Origin of the sequence: Solibacillus isronensis, from assembly GCF_900168685.1 — a bacterium.
Taxonomy (GTDB): domain Bacteria; phylum Bacillota; class Bacilli; order Bacillales_A; family Planococcaceae; genus Solibacillus; species Solibacillus isronensis_A.
Genome location: NZ_FVZN01000014.1, coordinates 499,151 through 516,001, shown reverse-complemented (window position 1 = coordinate 516,001; position 16,851 = coordinate 499,151). Strand labels below are relative to the sequence as shown.

At 40.9% G+C, this 16,851-nt stretch carries 16 protein-coding genes and 1 pseudogene; 1 reads left to right on the top strand and 16 read right to left on the bottom strand.

Features of this window, described 5'->3' with window-relative positions; all coding sequences use genetic code 11:
• Positions 1 to 82: 82 nt before the first annotated feature.
• The 3 genes from B5473_RS11135 to B5473_RS11125 all read right to left on the bottom strand — a co-directional run bounded on the left by B5473_RS11135 (position 83) and on the right by B5473_RS11125 (position 3,446).
• A complete protein-coding gene (locus tag B5473_RS11135) occupies positions 83 to 1,729 on the bottom strand; it encodes a DAK2 domain-containing protein (RefSeq protein ID WP_079525119.1) in 1,647 nt (548 codons plus the stop codon).
• A gap of 18 nt (positions 1,730 to 1,747) precedes the next feature.
• On the bottom strand, positions 1,748 to 2,110 hold the full coding sequence (locus tag B5473_RS11130) for an Asp23/Gls24 family envelope stress response protein (RefSeq protein WP_008403339.1): 363 nt from the start codon (positions 2,108 to 2,110) through the stop codon (positions 1,748 to 1,750).
• Positions 2,111 to 2,570: 460 nt separating this feature from the next.
• Positions 2,571 to 3,446, bottom strand: a complete 876-nt coding sequence (locus B5473_RS11125) for a diacylglycerol/lipid kinase family protein (RefSeq protein WP_254865298.1) — start codon at positions 3,444 to 3,446, stop codon at positions 2,571 to 2,573.
• A gap of 215 nt (positions 3,447 to 3,661) precedes the next feature.
• On the opposite strand from B5473_RS11125, the gene rpmB reads away from it, so the two are divergent.
• Positions 3,662 to 3,850 carry a 50S ribosomal protein L28 gene (gene rpmB, locus B5473_RS11120; protein WP_004227417.1) on the top strand — a complete coding sequence of 63 codons (189 nt, stop codon included), beginning with the start codon at positions 3,662 to 3,664 and terminating at the stop codon, positions 3,848 to 3,850.
• Positions 3,851 to 4,052: 202 nt separating this feature from the next.
• Here the strand turns inward: rpmB and B5473_RS11115 are convergent, their stop codons facing one another.
• From B5473_RS11115 to gmk, 13 genes and pseudogenes are all read right to left on the bottom strand, one after another.
• Positions 4,053 to 4,682, bottom strand: a complete 630-nt coding sequence (locus tag B5473_RS11115) for a thiamine diphosphokinase (protein WP_079525117.1) — start codon at positions 4,680 to 4,682, stop codon at positions 4,053 to 4,055.
• Complete coding sequence (gene rpe / locus B5473_RS11110) at positions 4,679 to 5,344, bottom strand: ribulose-phosphate 3-epimerase (protein WP_079525115.1); 666 nt, start codon at positions 5,342 to 5,344, stop codon at positions 4,679 to 4,681. Before rpe ends, B5473_RS11115 begins: the two co-directional genes overlap by 4 nt.
• A gap of 2 nt (positions 5,345 to 5,346) precedes the next feature.
• Entirely contained in the window at positions 5,347 to 6,228 is an 882-nt protein-coding gene (rsgA, locus tag B5473_RS11105) for a ribosome small subunit-dependent GTPase A (protein ID WP_079525113.1), read from the bottom strand.
• Between the two features lie 11 nt (positions 6,229 to 6,239).
• Positions 6,240 to 8,216 carry a Stk1 family PASTA domain-containing Ser/Thr kinase gene (gene pknB / locus B5473_RS11100; protein WP_079525111.1) on the bottom strand — a complete coding sequence of 659 codons (1,977 nt, stop codon included), beginning with the start codon at positions 8,214 to 8,216 and terminating at the stop codon, positions 6,240 to 6,242.
• Positions 8,217 to 8,218: 2 nt separating this feature from the next.
• On the bottom strand, positions 8,219 to 8,965 hold the full coding sequence (locus B5473_RS11095; RefSeq protein ID WP_079525109.1) for a Stp1/IreP family PP2C-type Ser/Thr phosphatase: 747 nt from the start codon (positions 8,963 to 8,965) through the stop codon (positions 8,219 to 8,221).
• Between the two features lie 10 nt (positions 8,966 to 8,975).
• Positions 8,976 to 10,124 (bottom strand): 23S rRNA (adenine(2503)-C(2))-methyltransferase RlmN, encoded by a 1,149-nt coding sequence (rlmN, locus tag B5473_RS11090; protein WP_079525107.1) that lies wholly within the window; start codon positions 10,122 to 10,124, stop codon positions 8,976 to 8,978.
• A gap of 3 nt (positions 10,125 to 10,127) precedes the next feature.
• Positions 10,128 to 11,489 carry a 16S rRNA (cytosine(967)-C(5))-methyltransferase RsmB gene (rsmB, locus tag B5473_RS11085; protein ID WP_079525105.1) on the bottom strand — a complete coding sequence of 454 codons (1,362 nt, stop codon included), beginning with the start codon at positions 11,487 to 11,489 and terminating at the stop codon, positions 10,128 to 10,130.
• The gene (gene fmt, locus B5473_RS11080) at positions 11,486 to 12,427 is read right to left on the bottom strand and encodes a methionyl-tRNA formyltransferase (RefSeq protein WP_079525103.1); all 942 of its coding nucleotides are present in this window, start codon (positions 12,425 to 12,427) and stop codon (positions 11,486 to 11,488) included. The genes rsmB and fmt overlap by 4 nt, the downstream gene beginning before the upstream one ends.
• Before the next feature lie 3 nt (positions 12,428 to 12,430).
• Positions 12,431 to 12,922 carry a peptide deformylase gene (gene def, locus B5473_RS11075; protein ID WP_079525101.1) on the bottom strand — a complete coding sequence of 164 codons (492 nt, stop codon included), beginning with the start codon at positions 12,920 to 12,922 and terminating at the stop codon, positions 12,431 to 12,433.
• A gap of 23 nt (positions 12,923 to 12,945) precedes the next feature.
• A complete protein-coding gene (gene priA, locus B5473_RS11070) occupies positions 12,946 to 15,354 on the bottom strand; it encodes a primosomal protein N' (RefSeq protein WP_079525100.1) in 2,409 nt (802 codons plus the stop codon).
• Between the two features lie 14 nt (positions 15,355 to 15,368).
• Positions 15,369 to 15,917, bottom strand: a pseudogene (coaBC, locus tag B5473_RS11065) (bifunctional phosphopantothenoylcysteine decarboxylase/phosphopantothenate--cysteine ligase CoaBC); the annotation flags it as partial.
• A gap of 84 nt (positions 15,918 to 16,001) precedes the next feature.
• Positions 16,002 to 16,226: a DNA-directed RNA polymerase subunit omega gene (rpoZ, locus tag B5473_RS11060; RefSeq protein WP_079525096.1), complete on the bottom strand. Its 225-nt coding sequence runs from the start codon at positions 16,224 to 16,226 to the stop codon at positions 16,002 to 16,004.
• Between the two features lie 4 nt (positions 16,227 to 16,230).
• Positions 16,231 to 16,848 (bottom strand): guanylate kinase, encoded by a 618-nt coding sequence (gene gmk, locus B5473_RS11055; protein ID WP_079525094.1) that lies wholly within the window; start codon positions 16,846 to 16,848, stop codon positions 16,231 to 16,233.
• Positions 16,849 to 16,851 lie beyond the last annotated feature (3 nt).

The window sequence follows — 16,851 nt, the reverse complement described above, 5'->3', positions numbered from 1 at the left end:
AAAAAGAGAAATTGCATTGTGCAATTTCTCTTTTTTGCGTGAACTGGAACTAATTCTGTCCCAGCCCCTTTCACTATTGTTTTTATTCTACAGATAAAATGAACGGATACAGGGATTGCTTACCTTCAACAATTTCCACTTCCGCATCCGGATAGTTTTCTTCAATAAAGTTTTGTAATGCATCGGCTTGTTCTGCTGTCGCATCTTCACCATAAATGATTGTAATGATTTCTGAATCTTCATCCATTAATCCTTCAAGCACTTTTTTCGCTGCATCCATCATTTCAGGAGTCGATAAAATAATTTTACCTTCAGCTAATGCCATATAATCATCTTTGCGGATTTCAATACCGTCGATCGATGTATCACGTACAGCAAATGTTACTTGACCAGTCTTCACATGTGCAAAGCCTTGTGTCATGTTTGCCTTATTCGTTTCTACCGACTCAGCTGGATTGAATGCTAAAATAGCTGCCATTCCTTGAGGGATCGTTTTTGTCGGCACAACCGCTGCTTCAATTTCCAGAAGTTCAGCTGCTTGCTCTGCCGCCATAATGATATTTTTGTTGTTTGGTAAAATTAGTACACGCTCTGCACCAATTTCTTTAACCGCCTTTACGATATCTTCTGTAGAAGGGTTCATCGTCTGTCCGCCTTCAATTACATAAGAAGCACCGATCGAGCGTAGAAGATTGGATACACCTTCACCCATTGCAATTGTTACAATTGCATATGGTACTTTTGTTTTTTGCTGTTTCGCAGGTGCTTGTGGTGCATCGTTGACAATCGCGGAATGCTGTTCACGCATATTGTCTACTTTAATTTTAATTAAGCTACCATATTTTTGACCCGCTGCAAGTACGGCACCTGGAGTTTCCGAGTGTATATGTACTTTTGCAATTTCATCGTCCGAGATCACGAGTAATGAATCGCCCATCGGATTCAATTCTTGGCGGAACTGCTCTTCATCAAATGGTGATTTGTCTTCTTCGAAACGCACCATGATTTCTGTACAGTAACCAAATTCAATGTCAGATGTGTCCATGAAGTCTTGTACACGGTGATGTTCTGCATTAATTAAATCGTCCAGTGAAGATTCATTTTTTTCCGGTAGTGGCTCGCCTTTCATAGAAGCAAGGAATCCTTCATAAACGAACAGCAATCCTTGGCCGCCGCTATCAACAACGCCCACTTCTTTTAATACAGGTAAAAGATCCGGCGTGCGGTTTAATGATTGTTTTGCTTCCTCGATAAACGCTTCCATCAAGACAATCATATCTTCTTCTGTTTCAGCAACTTCCACACCTTTTGCTGCCGCTTCACGAGCAACCGTTAAGATTGTCCCTTCCACTGGTTTCATAACGGCTTTATAGGCAGTATCTACACCAGCCTGAAATGCATTCGCTAAGCCTTTCGCATCGATCTCAGCTTCTTTTTCAATCGCTTTACCGAACCCGCGGAATAACTGCGATAAAATTACGCCTGAATTTCCGCGTGCACCCATTAGTAAGCCTTTTGATAAAGCCTGAGCTGTTTTACCGATATGTGCACTTACATTGGCTTCTGTTTCATCTGCACCAGATGTCATTGATAAATTCATATTTGTCCCTGTATCACCATCCGGCACAGGGAATACATTTAGCGAATCTACATAAGCTGCGTTTTGGTATAGGTGATGTGCACCCATTTGTACCATTTCAGCAAATTTAATTCCGTCTAAAGACTTCATTCGATTCATTTCCTCCTCTTACACATTCGCAACACGAACGCCTTGAACAAAAATATTAACTGATTTAACGCTCATACCTAATGTTTTATTTACTGTATATTTTACTTTGGATTGTACTTGATAAGCGATTTCAGAAATTTTCGTACCATAGCTTACAATAATGTACATATCAATATGTAAGTCATCACCTTCTTGGCGAATGAGCACACCTTTTGCAAAATTCTCTTTTCGTAAAATATCTGTTAAACCATCACGAATTTGATGTTTTGATGCCATGCCTACAATGCCATAGCATTCAATCGCTGCTCCACCAGCAATCTGAGCAATAACATCATTGGATATATCAATATGACCGAATTCGTTATTTAATTCTACTGACATAGTGAATGCCCCCTTGGCTCTATTTGACTAATTTATATTGTACTACACAAAAGTCGATTATAAAAGAAAACGTTCATCTACGTCTAGCCTGAAGTCGTTTTTTTGAATTTCTCTTTATTGAGCTTCTCTTTATTTTTAATCTTTCAATAACAAAACAACATCATACTATAATAATTTTTTAGCACAATCTAATTAGAGTATTCGACAATTTTCGGTTGTTATACAAAGACGTTTTTTTAAAACATATCACTGACTATTTTGCTTCATATCAAAATAAATGCCTATCCGCACATTCCACTACAGGCGGACGCTTTCCGCGGACGTTGACCAATCCTCCTCATCGCTACGCTCTTGCGGTGTATCGGCCGTCACGCTTATCCCGCAGGAGTCGCCGCCCTCCGTTCCATGTGCTTTAATGCAAACCGACTATTTTATAGGCATCTATTTTGGTCGAGTCCCACTATTTATTCGAGAAAAATTCGATATGATTATGCAAAATGGAGATTTTTGCCGGAAGTTGGCTGATTAAATCACCATCAACATTCAGCTGAAGTGCTTCATTCGCGTTAATATGCATTTCACGTGCATTGAATTTAATAATATTGTCGTCGTCCTCATAATTGCCTGTCAGCAGGTTTTTAGCTGTGCCTACTACTTGTAGTGTGTTCGTGCTTTTAATAATAAATCCGTGCAAGAGGCCGTCCGATTTATCGGCATCTTCATTCAGGTGGCGGAAGCTTCCTACTGAATCGGTCAATACACAGATGAAGAGCATCATATTTTCTTTATATGTTTGTCCATCTGCCTTAACTTCCATTTCGTAAGAGTCATTTTGAATAGCCGCTTTCACACCTTCAAATAAATAAGCGAGTGAACCTAGAGACGTTTTTTGTTCCACCGTCACTTCGCCGACCGCTTCTGCCAGCAATCCGATTGCAATGACATTTGTGAAGTAATGATCGTTCACTTTCCCGATATCGGCTTTTGTAGTTTTTCCGCCAAGAAACGCAATTGCCTCATCCGGATCAAGCGAGATGTCCAATGCACGGGCAAAATCATTGACTGTACCCAATGGGACTATTCCTACAACAGGGCGGTGAGGCTGTTCTGCAATGCCATTGATTCCTTCATTTAATGTGCCGTCTCCGCCGACTAAAACGACCGTATCATATTTTTCATCGCATGCCATTTTAGCGAAGCGGGTTGCATCCATTTTCCCTGCTGTCTCTTTCACAACAACCTCATAATTATGTAATTGTGCGATAATTTTCTTTTCATACTCACTTGCCTTTTCTTTTCCTGAAGAAGGATTGATGATGACCATACATTTTTTCATAACTGCTTCCCCCAAATAATTAGTTTATATAGTACGTTACCTTTAACAGGAAGTTTTTAATCCCGTTTAAGCAAAATGGGGTGTAAAGGTTTTTTTCTTGAAAGGTTATGGAAAATGTCTTGCACTCATTGCCTCTGTATGTTAAATTATTATGGTATGTGAAATAACGAACTGAAATAAAGATTTCAGATTCAGCTGTAAGGAGGAATTTTACAATGCCAAAACAATGCGTAATTACTGGCCGTAAAGCTCGTACAGGCAACAACCGTTCACACGCTATGAACGCTAACAAACGTACTTGGGGTGCTAACCTTCAAAAAGTTCGTATCTTAGTTGACGGTAAGCCAAAACGTGTATGGGTTTCTGCTCGTGCTTTAAAATCAGGTAAAATCGAGCGCGTATAATCGCGTATAGAGTATCAGCAATTGCTGGTACTCTATTTTTTTGTGATAAAACATAAAAAATACAGCCCATAATCTCTATGAGCTGTAGCCAGGATCTTTATTTTTCTTTTTTATCTCTACGAAACAACTTCACGCAGCCTCTTGCCACACCGCTTAACCACTTAGGCATTTGGAATGTATATACTTTCAGCGTTGTTCCTCCTTAATCTTTACTCTTTATCATTAAACATATGCCTTCCTTAAATGAAATAGACCCTGTACCTTTTATTTCATTGCTTGTGAAACGCGTTGTCCCCTGCTCAATCACTTCATCTGTCGTTTCATATTTAACCCCACGCAACGTAACGTTCTGAAGAGTTTTTCCATAGGCAAAAAACGATACATAAGTATAATGATCTTCTGTCAAAGTATGTGTACCCGGCAGTAAAAATTGAATGACATTATGAGAATTAATGATTTTAAAAGTAATATGAGGATATTGCTGCTGCATAAGAAAAACAGATCTTAAAGTCGCTTCGTAATGATCCAAGCGCCCGCCTGTAACACCCGTCAAAAAGACTTCCTGCGGCTCATATGTAAGTGCCTTCAGCAAGGCTAAGTCTGTATCCGTCTCATCTTTTTCAGCCTGAAACTGTTCAACATGGTCTACAACTTCGGAAATCCGCGCAAATTCCTCCGCTGTAATAGAATCAAAATCGCCGACGATGCTGTGGGGCAGTATACCTTTGTCCACTAAATATAATGCACCCCGGTCGACTCCAATCCATATATCCGGTGTTAAAGAAAAGGCGACCTCATGAACGGGGCCGCCTGAGCAGATTGCTACAATCACTGAATTGCCGCTAATCCTGCTTGTTTAATTTCCTGTAAAGCTTGTGCGCGATTTTCTTTACTGTAAATAGCTGAACCAGCAACAAAAACCGTTGCACCTGCTTTTGCACAAGGTACGATTGTTTCTGCGTTAATTCCGCCATCAATTTCAATTTCTATATTCAGGCCACGTTCTTTAATGATTTTCGATAATGCTTCAACTTTAGGCACAACCGATTCAATGAACTTTTGCCCGCCAAAGCCAGGGTTAACCGTCATAAACAGCACCATATCAACATCCTCTAAAATATGCTGAATCGTTTCAATCGGCGTATGCGGATTTAATACAACACCTGGTTTAACACCATATGAACGAATTAACTGAATCGTACGGTGCAAATGGCGGCATGCTTCAACATGTACTGTAATGTAGTCTGCACCTGCTTTCGCAAATTGTTCAATATACTGATCCGGATTTTCAATCATTAAATGTACGTCCATCGGTAATGTAGAAAGAGGACGAATTGCTTCTAATGCAATCGCACCAAATGAAATATTCGGTACGAAATGGCCGTCCATTACATCGATATGAATTAATTCCGCTCCTGCTGCTTCTACTTCTTTTACCTCTTGTCCCAGCTTTGCAAAGTCTGCTGCTAAAATTGATGGTGCAATTTTAATCATGTCTAATACCTCGGCTTTCGGTCAATAATTTCTTGTAAAATTTGTTCATAATGCTCATAGCGGTACGAACGGATTTCACCGGTTTCTACCGCTTGTTTTACTGCACATTTAGGTTCCTTTATATGCAGGCAGCCACGGAATTTACAATTCTCGCTAATCCTCTCGAACTCTGGTAAACAAGATGTCAGCTCTTCTTTTTCTATCATTTCAAAATCGAAAGAACTGAAGCCTGGCGTATCTGCCAATAGCCCGCCGCATACTTCAATAAGCTCTACATGACGTGTTGTATGTTTCCCGCGCCCTAAACTTTTTGAAATAATACCTGTTTTTAAATCCAGTTCAGGAAGCAATGTATTTAACAAAGTAGACTTCCCGACACCTGACTGTCCGGCAAGCACTGATGTTTTTTCCTGCAAGTATGGTTCGATTTTCTCCAGCAATGTTGGATCATCGATATAAGTTTCGATAATGTCGTAGCCGATTTCCTTATAGTCGTCGATATATGTTTGTAAATGTGCACGTTCGGCATCATTCAATAGATCCATCTTCGTCAAAATAATAATTGGCTGCACATGGAATGACTCGAGCACGACTAAAAAACGGTCGAGCAGTACTGTATTAAAATCCGGTTCTTTTGCGGAAAACACTAGTAAGGCCTGATCCACATTCGCAATCGGTGGTCGAACGAGCTCATTGTGGCGTTCCAGAATTTTATCAATTGAACCATCTGATTCGCCGTCATAGGAATATTCCACAAAATCGCCGACAAGTGGAGATTCTCCGCGATTACGGAAAATCCCACGAGCACGACATTGAATTAAATCGCCGTCTTTTTCAACATAATAATAACCGCTTAATGCTTTTCGAATTTGGGCTTGTGCCATCCAATTCCTCCTTATTCTGCCAATTCTTCATAAGTAATTGTTTTATTTTCGATTACATTGTTATCCCGTACAATCTGGTAGGCTGCTTTGTCCCCTTCAACAATAACCAGCTTAATTGTATATAAAGTATCTTCAGTAATTGTTATTGTTTCTACAGGCTCTGCCATTGTACGTGTTTTGTCCTGAATGTAAATGGAGACTTCCTGTTCCATTCCTTCTTCTAAAGGCTCGTACGGAATTTCTATTGTATTTGTATAGAACTTTTCCTGTTTTGCTTTTGGCCCCTTAGAAATGACGACATTGATTGTGCCGCCTTTTTCAAGCTTCGTACCTGCTTTTGGTGTTTGGCTGATTACTTCACCGGCCGGTTTATCCGAATATTCTTCACCTGTTACATTTACTTTAAAGCCTGAGCTTTTTTCATATTCTGAACGGTTTGCTTCATTAAATGCCATCAAGTCACGCACCGTTACTTGCTCTTGTCCTCTGCTAACTGTTAATACAACATCCGTCTCATTGACGTGAATTTCCTCTCCGGCTTCAGGTGTTTGAGCGATAATCTCGCCTGCTGGACGATCAGAAGAATATTCCTCTTTGAACTCATAGTCGTTAAATTCTTCTAACGCATCCTTTACTTCATCACGCTGCTTGCCGATGAAATCTTCCATCTTTGTCATTTCCTTACCAATGCTGACAATTAAATCAACCGTAGTGCCTTTTTCACGTTCCCGACCTGCCTGAGGATTCGTTTCAATGATATTTCCGGACTCAATCTCTTCATTATTGCGTTCTTCTTGCTCTCCAATAACGAAGCCTTGCTCTTCTAAAATTCGAATTGCTTCTTCAACCGTCATATCCGTCACATCTTCTACTACTACCCTATTTGGAGTCAGGAGAACAGCAGCTACTACTGCACCAATTGTTAAAAGAACTAATAGCCCGACAATTAGCGGCCATTTTCTCTTTTTCTTTTTTTGTTTAGGCAGTTTTGACAGCTTCGGTTCTTCCTCTGCCGGCGGTTTTGAATCAATCCGGACTGTTTGTTCCGTTATACCTGTAGATGGCTCTTGAACCGGGACAGGAACGGGCTTAGGATCTTTTATAATCGGGATCAGCTTTGTTGCCCCGTCATCTACTGGCGGCATAAATTTAGGTTCATTCACCCGTTGTAATGATAAACATGTATTTAAATCTTCTTCCATCTCTTCTGCATTGCTGTAGCGGTGGTTTTGATCTTTTGCTGTTGCCTTTAATACGATATTTTCCACACTTTGCGGAATGCTTGCATCAAATTCACGTACTGAAGGTGTTTCTGCCTGCAAATGCTTTAACGCAATGGATACAGCAGATTCCCCGGAAAATGGCAATTCACCTGTTAAAAGCTCATAAAAGACAATCCCAAGTGCATATATATCGGACTTCATCGTCGCTACACCGCCGCGTGCCTGCTCCGGCGACAAATAATGGACAGTTCCGATGACTGAGTTCGTTTGGGTGAAGCTTGTTGCTCCAAGCGATGTTGCAATCCCGAAATCAGTAATTTTCACATTGCCTTCTTCGTCCATTAATATATTTTGTGGCTTTATATCTCGATGGATTATGCCATTTTCATGTGCATGGGCAATCGCCGATGTTAGCTGCTTCATAATATGGACACTTCGCGCTGCAGATAAAGGTGAAAACTCTTGTATGTATTGTTTTAATGTTTTCCCTTTAATGTATTCCATGACAATATAGTGCATATCCCCATCTTCGCCTACATCATAGATGCTTACGATATTAGGATTAGTCAAACTTGTTGCAGACAATGCTTCACGCTGGAAACGACGGTGCAATTCTTCTTCATTTGATAAATCATAACGCAATATTTTGATTGCGACGTCACGACTTAAAATAATGTCGTGTGCCAAATAAACATTTGACATCCCGCCTCCGCCAATTAATTTTAAAATTTTATAACGGCCACTTATATGTTTTCCTACTAGCATTGTTACACCTCCTGCACCGTTGTCATTAAGATAAGGGAAATATTATCTTCTCCACCACGATCATTTGCAATTTGAACTAATTTTTTTCCTTTTTCCTGAATGGAAATCGGCTTTGTAATAATTTTGCCCATTTCCTCTGTAGACAGTTTATTACTTAACCCGTCGGAACAAATGAGTAAAAAGGCCTCATTTGATAAAGTGATTTCATAAAAATCAGGTTCAATCGAAATTTCTGTACCGAGTGCTTTTAAAATAAAGTTCCGTTGAGGATGATTTTGTGCCTCTTCTTCACTAATTTCTCCATTTTCCAATAAAATATTTACATAAGAATGATCTCTCGTTACTAACTTTACTGTTTCGTTTGTAATATGGTATACACGACTATCGCCGACATGACTTATCGTGCAATCATTCTTGTCAAGCAACACAGCAATCATTGTCGTTCCCATACCTTGACAATTTTCATGTGTTAATGAGTAATGATATATTTTTTGATTAATATGTGACACCGCATTACGCAACCATTCCAGCTTTAACTGTTTTGTTGCAAAACTTTCTGCATTTTCCTGCTTAAAGAGTTCATGCATTTCGGTAATAACCATTTCACTCGCTACATCACCAGCATTATGACCACCCATACCATCTGCTAAAATCGCAAGCTTAAAATGATCGGGGCGCTCAAAAAACGCGGCCCGATCTTCATTTATTTTTCGCTTTAACCCAATATCACTTTCCACTGTAAAGTTCACTATAGTCCACCTACTTTGTTTCGTGTGATCGTTCCTGTGCACGTAACTGGCCACATGCAGCTGCAATATCTGCACCTTGCTCACGGCGGATCGTTACGTTAATCCCCTGCTCTTTAAGCGTTCTTTCAAAAGCAAAAATTTTACTGCGTGATGTACGAATATAATCACGTTCCGGCACGTAGTTAATCGGAATTAAGTTAACATGACATTTAATATTTTTGATCAGCTTCGCCAGTTCCATTGCTACTTCTTCTGTATCATTTTGCCCTGACATTAAACCGTATTCAAATGTAACACGACGTCCTGTTTTCTTCGTATAGTATTTTACTGCTTCCATCAATTCTTCTAATTTATATGCTTTTGCAATCGGCATTAATTTCTGACGGGCCTCTTGGTTTGGCGCGTGTAGAGAAACCGCAAAGTTGATTTGCATACCTTCATCTGCGAATTCGTAAATTTTCGGTACAATTCCCGAAGTCGAAACCGTAATATGACGGGCACCGATATTTAATCCTTTGTCATCGTTCATAATTTTAAGGAAGTTCATCATTGCATCGTAGTTATCAAACGGCTCACCGATACCCATAATAACGATTGATGATACACGCTCTTCTGTTTCATCAAGCTGTTGTTGTACTTTTACGACCTGCTCAACAATTTCTCCTGCCATTAAATGACGCTTCAAGCCGCCTAACGTAGATGCACAGAATGTACAACCGATACGGCAGCCTACTTGTGTCGTTACACAAATTGAATTTCCGTAATCATGACGCATCAATACTGTTTCAATTGAATAGCCGTCCTGCAACTGGAATAAAAACTTGATTGTACCGTCTTTTGATTCCTGCTTAATAATTGTTGAAAGTGTCGTTAATGCAAACTCGGCTTCCAGCTTTTCACGTAATGCTTTCGGTAAGTTGGACATTTCTTCAAACGTTTGGACACGTTTTTCATAAAGCCATTCGTAAATCTGCGCTGCACGGAAAGCCTTTTCTCCATTTGCTGTCAGCCATTCCTTCATTTCATCTAGACGTAATGAATAGATTGAAGGTTTTAACTGAGGCTTTTCTTTTTTCGCACGACGTACCGGCTTATCTGCTGTTTCTTCCACTAAATCCTGAATTCGTTCATCAAATTTTTTTAATTGTTCTTGCTCCATTAGTTAATTGGACGCTCCTTTTTTTACGAATGCAGCTACGAAAAATCCGTCACTGCCTATATCTTGCGGGAATACTTGCAGCATCCCGTCCTGTTGCTTCGCTTCTAGTTGTGTTGGTAAATTTTCAATTGGCACCAAGTTCATTTCAGGGTGCTCTTTTAAGAAGGCTTGTACCGTACCTTCGTTTTCACTGCGGTCTACTGTGCATGTTGAATACACTAGTCGTCCGTCTTCTTTCAATAGCTGTACTGCATTATCTAAAATCGAAAGCTGAATTGTTTGCAGGCTCTCTAAATCTTCTTCACGCTTCGTATATTTAATATCCGGCTTGCGTCGCATTACGCCCAACCCTGAGCATGGTGCATCGACCAAAATCGCATCATAGCCTTCCTTTTGTAAAAAGCTTGCTGCTTTTCTTCCGTCAAGAGGCGCTGTTTCGATAATATTCAATCCAAGACGCGCGACATTCTCCTCGATTAAATCCAATTTTTTCGGATGTAGATCGGTTGCTAAAATCGAGCCTTCATTTTTCATAACTTCTGCAAGATGTGTTGTTTTTCCGCCTGGTGCTGCACACATATCAAGTACTTTCATACCTGGCTGCGGATTCAGCACTTTTGCCGGCAGCATCGAGCTTTCATCCTGAATTGTAATAAGCCCGTTTCGGAACGCTCCTGTACGTGCAGCCTGCCCGTTTTCAAGATGCAGACATTCGAGTATATATTCACTGCGGCGCGCTTTTACACCTTCACGTTCAAGCGTAGTCAATACTTGCTCGACAGTCGCTTTTGTCGTGTTGACACGAACTGTCTGCAGTGGTGCAATATTATTTTCAAGAAGCATTTCACGTGTATTCTCATAGCCGTAGCTTTCAACCCAGCGATCGACGAGCCACTGTGGATGACTTGTTTCGACTGCCAGACGCTCATTTGCATCTTCTATTAAATCGGTCGAACGAACACCTTCACGTAAAATCGAACGTAAAATACCGTTCACCATTGAGGCAATCCCTTTATGGCCGCGGCGCTTTGCAATTTCCACTGCTTCATTTACAGCAGCATGCGCAGGAATACGCGTTAAATACTGCATTTGATAGAGTGACATACGCAACAGCCAACGCACCCAAATATCCACTTTACCGCGGATAAATGGCTCCAGATAATAATCCAGTGTCAGTTTATGCTGCAATGTTCCATATGTGAGCTCTGTTAACAGGCCACGGTCTTTTGCATCGATTTTATATTTCTCAATTGTTTGGTGTAATAATAAATTACTGTACGCCTGGCTTTTATCGACCGTCAATAATATCGTTAAAGCGGCATCCCGAACATTACCATCCCAAATCACTTGTTTCTTTTTACTCATTCAAAACGGTCCCCAATCTGTAATTTCGAGCCCGTACCACGTAAAAACTCTTCTGCTGTCATGCGTTTCTTCCCTGCAGGTTGTACATCATACAGCGCTAATGTACCGCCATCGCCTGTCGCTACTTCAAAATGGTCTTTTCCAATTTTCACGACTTCTCCCGGTGCAGCATTTGTTGCAGTCTCGCCAACCTTTGCCGCCCAGACTTTAAAGTTAGCCCCTTCAAATGTCGTATAGGCAACAGGCCAAGGGGATAATCCGCGCACTTGATTATACAATGCACGCGCTTCATTATTCCAATCAATCAACTCCTGTTCGCGGCTAATATTGCGCGCAAATGTTACGAGTGATTCATCCTGTGGAACGCGGGCATTTGTCCCGTCGATAATCGATGGCATTGTTTCTTTTAATAGTTCGCGACCAACAGCACTTAATTTATCAAACATTATGCCCGTATTGTCCGTATCTTCAATAGCAATTTCCCGTTGTGAAATAATATCCCCGGCATCCAGTTTTTCCGCCATATACATAATCGTTACACCTGTTGTTGCCTGTCCATCAATAATTGCCTGATGAATTGGTGCACCGCCTCGATATGCAGGCAATAATGACGCATGGACATTGATGCAACCTAATCGCGGTGCATCAAGCAGTTCTTTCGGCAAAATCTGTCCAAATGCCGCAGTTACGACAAGGTCTGCATTTAACGCCAAGATTTCTTCCAGCTCCTGTGAACCGCGCAGCTTTTCCGGCTGAATAACCGGTAAACCTAGTTGTAATGCTTCCTCTTTCACAGGTGGCGGCGTTAATACTTTTTTACGACCAACTGGACGGTCCGGCTGTGTCACAACTGCTGCGATGTCATAGCCTTCTTCATGAAGCATACGCAAAATTGGCGCTGAAAAGGCAGGTGTTCCCATAAATACGATTTTTATCATCGATTATTCCTCCTCAGCGTCCGCGTATAGCTCTTCTAATTCTTTCTCTGTTAATACACGCGTCATTTTCGAATCAAATAATACACCTTCTAAATGATCGATTTCATGCAAAATACAGCGTGCTTCAAAGTCTTCTGCTTCAAGTTCATAAATACGCCCTTCACGGTCAGATGCTTCGATTTTTACGTATGTTGGACGCTTGACCATTCCAAACAGGTCCGGGAAACTTAAACAGCCTTCTACGTCTTCTTCTTCACCACGTGTTTCAATTACGATCGGGTTGATCATTTCTAAAATATCTTCGCCTAATTCTACGATTGCTACACGTAAATCAACATTAATTTGAGGTGCAGCAATGCCTACACCATCATTTTCTACCATCGTGTCATATAAATCATCTAAAAGCTGAATGATATTTTCATCGATTACTTCAACTTCTCTCGTTTTTTGTGATAATACATTCGCTGGGTTTTTCACAACTTCTTTAATTGCCATTTTAATACCTCTTTCTATATGCATTAGATCATTGTCGGATCTAAATCAACTGTTAGCACAATGCCTTTTTTAATCCATTCCGATCGATACAGTTTTATAAGCTGTAAAAGAACCGGAATCAAATTTGGCTCTACTTTATATTTTATCAAACATTGATAACGATATCTATTTTGGAGACGAGCGATACTGGCTGTTGTCGGTCCAATAACGGAAACATTAAATGATAAATTGGAACGCAAATACTCCGCTACACGTCCTGCATATTCTGCAGCAAACATGACATCTTCATGCGAAACTTGAATAAGCGCAATATAATAATAAGGCGGATATCCTGCAATATGCCTTGCATGCATTTCGCGTTCATAAAATGGTGTATAATGCTGATCTTTAGACAGCTGGATCGCATAATGCTCCGGTGTGTACGTCTGGATATATACTTCCCCAAGCTTATTATGTCGTCCTGCCCGTCCACTAACTTGCGTCATAAGCTGGAATGTTTTTTCTGCAGCCCGGTAATCCGGTAAATGAAGCGATGTATCGGCACTCAATACGCCGACTAATGTAATATTCGGGAAATCAAGTCCTTTTGCGATCATTTGCGTACCGAGCAGAATATCCGCTTCCCCTCGACCGAACGCATCGAGCATTTTTTCATGTGCCCCTTTTTGTTTGGTCGTATCGACATCCATCCGCATGACACGCGCTTCCGGAAACAGCTTGTATATTTCTTCTTCCACCTTTTGCGTTCCGGTACCGAAATAACGGATGTTTTCACTTAGGCATTCCGGACATGTTTCCGGAATATATTCATCGTGACCGCAATAATGGCATTTCAGCTTTTCCTGATAGCGGTGATACGTTAACGAAATATCACAGTTCGGACATTGCACTGTTGTTCCGCAATCCCTGCATAATACAAACGATGAATAGCCGCGGCGATTTAAAAACAGCACGGTCTGCTCTTTTTTATCGAGACGGTCCCTTAATGCCTCCATAAGCGGCTCAGAAAACATCGAGCGGTTTCCTGCCTGAAGCTGTTCCCGCATATCGATAATCTGAACAGACGGCAATGCCTGATTTTTTGCCCGCTGCGATAATGTCAGCAATGTATATACACCTTTTTTCGCACGTGCAAAAGATTCTAATGCAGGTGTCGCACTCCCTAAAATAACAGGGCAATTATAATAATTTCCGCGCCATATCGCGACATCCCGTGCATGATAGCGGGGTGAATCTTCCTGCTTATATGTTGACTCATGTTCTTCATCCAATATAAGCAGCCCGAGATTTTTAAACGGTGCAAAAATAGCTGACCGCGCACCTACTACTACCTTAACTTTCCCTTGCTGCACTTTCCGCCACTCATCATATTTTTCACCGACAGACAATCCGCTATGCATAACCGCTACTTCATTGCCGAAACGCGATTTGAAACGCTCTGTCATTTGCGGTGTTAAGGATATTTCAGGTACGAGTACAATCGCTTCTTTTCCGTCTGCGATTGTACGCTGGATCGCCTGCAAATACACTTCTGTTTTCCCGCTGCCTGTAATGCCGTGAAGTAGAAAAGTCTCTTGACGCTTATCATCTATCGCTTCCGTAATTTTTTTCAGTGCCACGTCTTGCTCATCTGTCATTTGTAAGAAGTCTGTTTTCACGACTTCTTTTGTAAATGGATCGCGGTAAACTTCTTCTTGTATATACGCTGCTGCCCCTTTATCAATGACACTGTTTAATACACTGCTTGTCACTTGAACGGCTTCATAAATTTGTTCCGGTAAAACGACGGCTCCCGCATGCTCCTGCATCCATTCCATTAATGCCAGCTGCTTCGGTGCCCGTTTCCCCATTTGTCCCATAACTTCTTCTATTTGTTCACGGGAATATATTTGGACCTTACGTACTTGTTTTACTTGGCCTTTTTGTTTTACTTCATTTTCAATATTGAGAAGTCCGTCTTTTACTGCGCGTTTTACTGGATTTAATAAATTTGCCTTTTCAAATTGGACTAAATTCACTTTTTCAGTTTTCTCAAAGTACGATTGCAGCATTTGCGGTAATTGTGACACTTCACCTTGTAAGACTGCATACTTTTCATACTTCGCGCGCAACGCACCAGGCAGCATTACTTGTAATGCATCAATTTCGTAGCAGATTGTTTGGTGCTTCAGCCATTTTGCCAGGCTCAGCATTTCCTCAGTTAAAATAGCTTCCAAATCAAGTATTTCCGAAATCGGCTTTATTTTTTCTGCCGGTACGTCTGATTCAGTTGTAATGCCGACGACAAATCCAAGGACATTACGCGGTCCGAACGGCACTTTGACACGGCAGCCTATGTCAACCAGCTCTTCCCAATCTTCCGGTATTAAATAATCGAAAGGACGGTCAACCGGATATGCGGAAACATCAACGATTACTTGTGCAAATCTCATTGTCCATCGCTTCCCGATTGTTCACGGAAATACTTTTCTACAATTGCCGTAATTTTTTCCGGCTCTTCCAGACGCCCTTTCCCTACATAGCCGCATGCCAAAAATCCTTCAGACGGTTCGATAAAGCGGATGCCATCTTCATGAAGTTGTGTAATATTCCGTAAAACGGCCGGATGTTCATACATATGTACATTCATCGCCGGTGCCACCCATACAGGTGCAGTTGTTGCAAGTAAGGTTGTTGACACCATATCATCGGCCATACCATGTGCCATTTTCGCAATCATATTGGCTGTTGCAGGAGCTACGATAACTAAATCCGCCCAATCTGCCAAATCAATATGGGCAATGACATTGGAATCTTTTTCATCGAAAGTATCAAAAAACACGTCGTTTTTAGACATCACTTGGAAGCTTAAAGGGGTAACGAACTTTTGTGCAGAAGCTGTCATAATCACTTTTACGTTAAAGCCTGCCTGAGACAGTTTGCTCACTAACGCAACCGCTTTATATACTGCTATCCCGCCCGAAACACACAATAGTATATTGTTTTTTTTCATCATTTTACCGTCCTTTCAAAGGATAAGCTCCCAAAGAAAAATTCTTAGGGAGCTTCTACTCAGGGAGTATTCTTTTTACATTACCAACTAGATTTCGTCTTCGTAAACAGTTGAAGCGTCTTGTTGAACTTTGCGAAGCTTTCCGGCAGCTACTTCTTCCAATGCTTTTCCTACTGGTTTGTAAGAAATGTATGAGTTTAAGTGCTCGCCGCCCTCTTCTTGCATTTGGCGCGCGCGTTTTGATGCTAAGCTCACTAAAGAATACTTAGAATCGATTTGTTTTTTTAAATTATCTACTGATGGATATAACATGGTTTCATTCTCCTCTCAACATTGACAAATAGCGTTTTTCCACACGTTCACGACGGCAGTGTTCTGCTACTATGATAGCATTTATTTTATCACATGCATTTTGAACTTGGTCGTTTTCTACAACATAATCATATAAACTCATCATTTCGACTTCTTCACGAGCAGTAGCAATACGACGAGCGATTACATCTTCTGTTTCCGTACCACGACCAACTAAACGTTGTTCCAATTCGGAAATGCTTGGTGGTGCTAAAAAGATAAACAACGCATCTGGTGCTTTTTCACGAATTTGTGCTGCTCCTTGTACTTCAATTTCCAAAAATACATCGCGTCCTGCTTCTAGCGTTTCGTGTACATATGCAAGTGGCGTACCGTAATAATTGCCGACAAATTCTGCATGTTCCAGTAAGCCTCCTTGCTCGATCAACGCTTCAAATTCCTCACGTGTTCTAAAGAAATAGTCTACACCATCTTCTTCTCCTTCGCGAGGATTACGTGTTGTCATTGAAATCGAATATTCGTAATTCGTATCCGGCTGTGAAAAGAGCTCTTTGCGAACTGTCCCTTTACCAACACCTGATGGACCAGATAAAACAATTAATAATCCACGTTGTTTTTTCATAAG

What these genes read in the sequence shown, in the direction of transcription:
- B5473_RS11135 (WP_079525119.1), bottom strand. Translation starts at nt 1,729, where the DNA reads ATGAAGTCTTTAGACGGAATTAAATTTGCTGAAATGGTACAAATGGGT.
- B5473_RS11130 (WP_008403339.1), bottom strand. Translation starts at nt 2,110, where the DNA reads ATGTCAGTAGAATTAAATAACGAATTCGGTCATATTGATATATCCAAT.
- B5473_RS11125 (WP_254865298.1), bottom strand. Translation starts at nt 3,446, where the DNA reads ATGAAAAAATGTATGGTCATCATCAATCCTTCTTCAGGAAAAGAAAAG.
- rpmB (WP_004227417.1), top strand. Translation starts at nt 3,662, where the DNA reads ATGCCAAAACAATGCGTAATTACTGGCCGTAAAGCTCGTACAGGCAAC.
- rpe (WP_079525115.1), bottom strand. Translation starts at nt 5,344, where the DNA reads ATGATTAAAATTGCACCATCAATTTTAGCAGCAGACTTTGCAAAGCTG.
- rsgA (WP_079525113.1), bottom strand. Translation starts at nt 6,228, where the DNA reads ATGGCACAAGCCCAAATTCGAAAAGCATTAAGCGGTTATTATTATGTT.
- pknB (WP_079525111.1), bottom strand. Translation starts at nt 8,216, where the DNA reads ATGCTAGTAGGAAAACATATAAGTGGCCGTTATAAAATTTTAAAATTA.
- rlmN (WP_079525107.1), bottom strand. Translation starts at nt 10,124, where the DNA reads ATGGAGCAAGAACAATTAAAAAAATTTGATGAACGAATTCAGGATTTA.
- rsmB (WP_079525105.1), bottom strand. Translation starts at nt 11,489, where the DNA reads ATGAGTAAAAAGAAACAAGTGATTTGGGATGGTAATGTTCGGGATGCC.
- fmt (WP_079525103.1), bottom strand. Translation starts at nt 12,427, where the DNA reads ATGATAAAAATCGTATTTATGGGAACACCTGCCTTTTCAGCGCCAATT.
- def (WP_079525101.1), bottom strand. Translation starts at nt 12,922, where the DNA reads ATGGCAATTAAAGAAGTTGTGAAAAACCCAGCGAATGTATTATCACAA.
- priA (WP_079525100.1), bottom strand. Translation starts at nt 15,354, where the DNA reads ATGAGATTTGCACAAGTAATCGTTGATGTTTCCGCATATCCGGTTGAC.
- rpoZ (WP_079525096.1), bottom strand. Translation starts at nt 16,226, where the DNA reads ATGTTATATCCATCAGTAGATAATTTAAAAAAACAAATCGATTCTAAG.
- gmk (WP_079525094.1), bottom strand. Translation starts at nt 16,848, where the DNA reads ATGAAAAAACAACGTGGATTATTAATTGTTTTATCTGGTCCATCAGGT.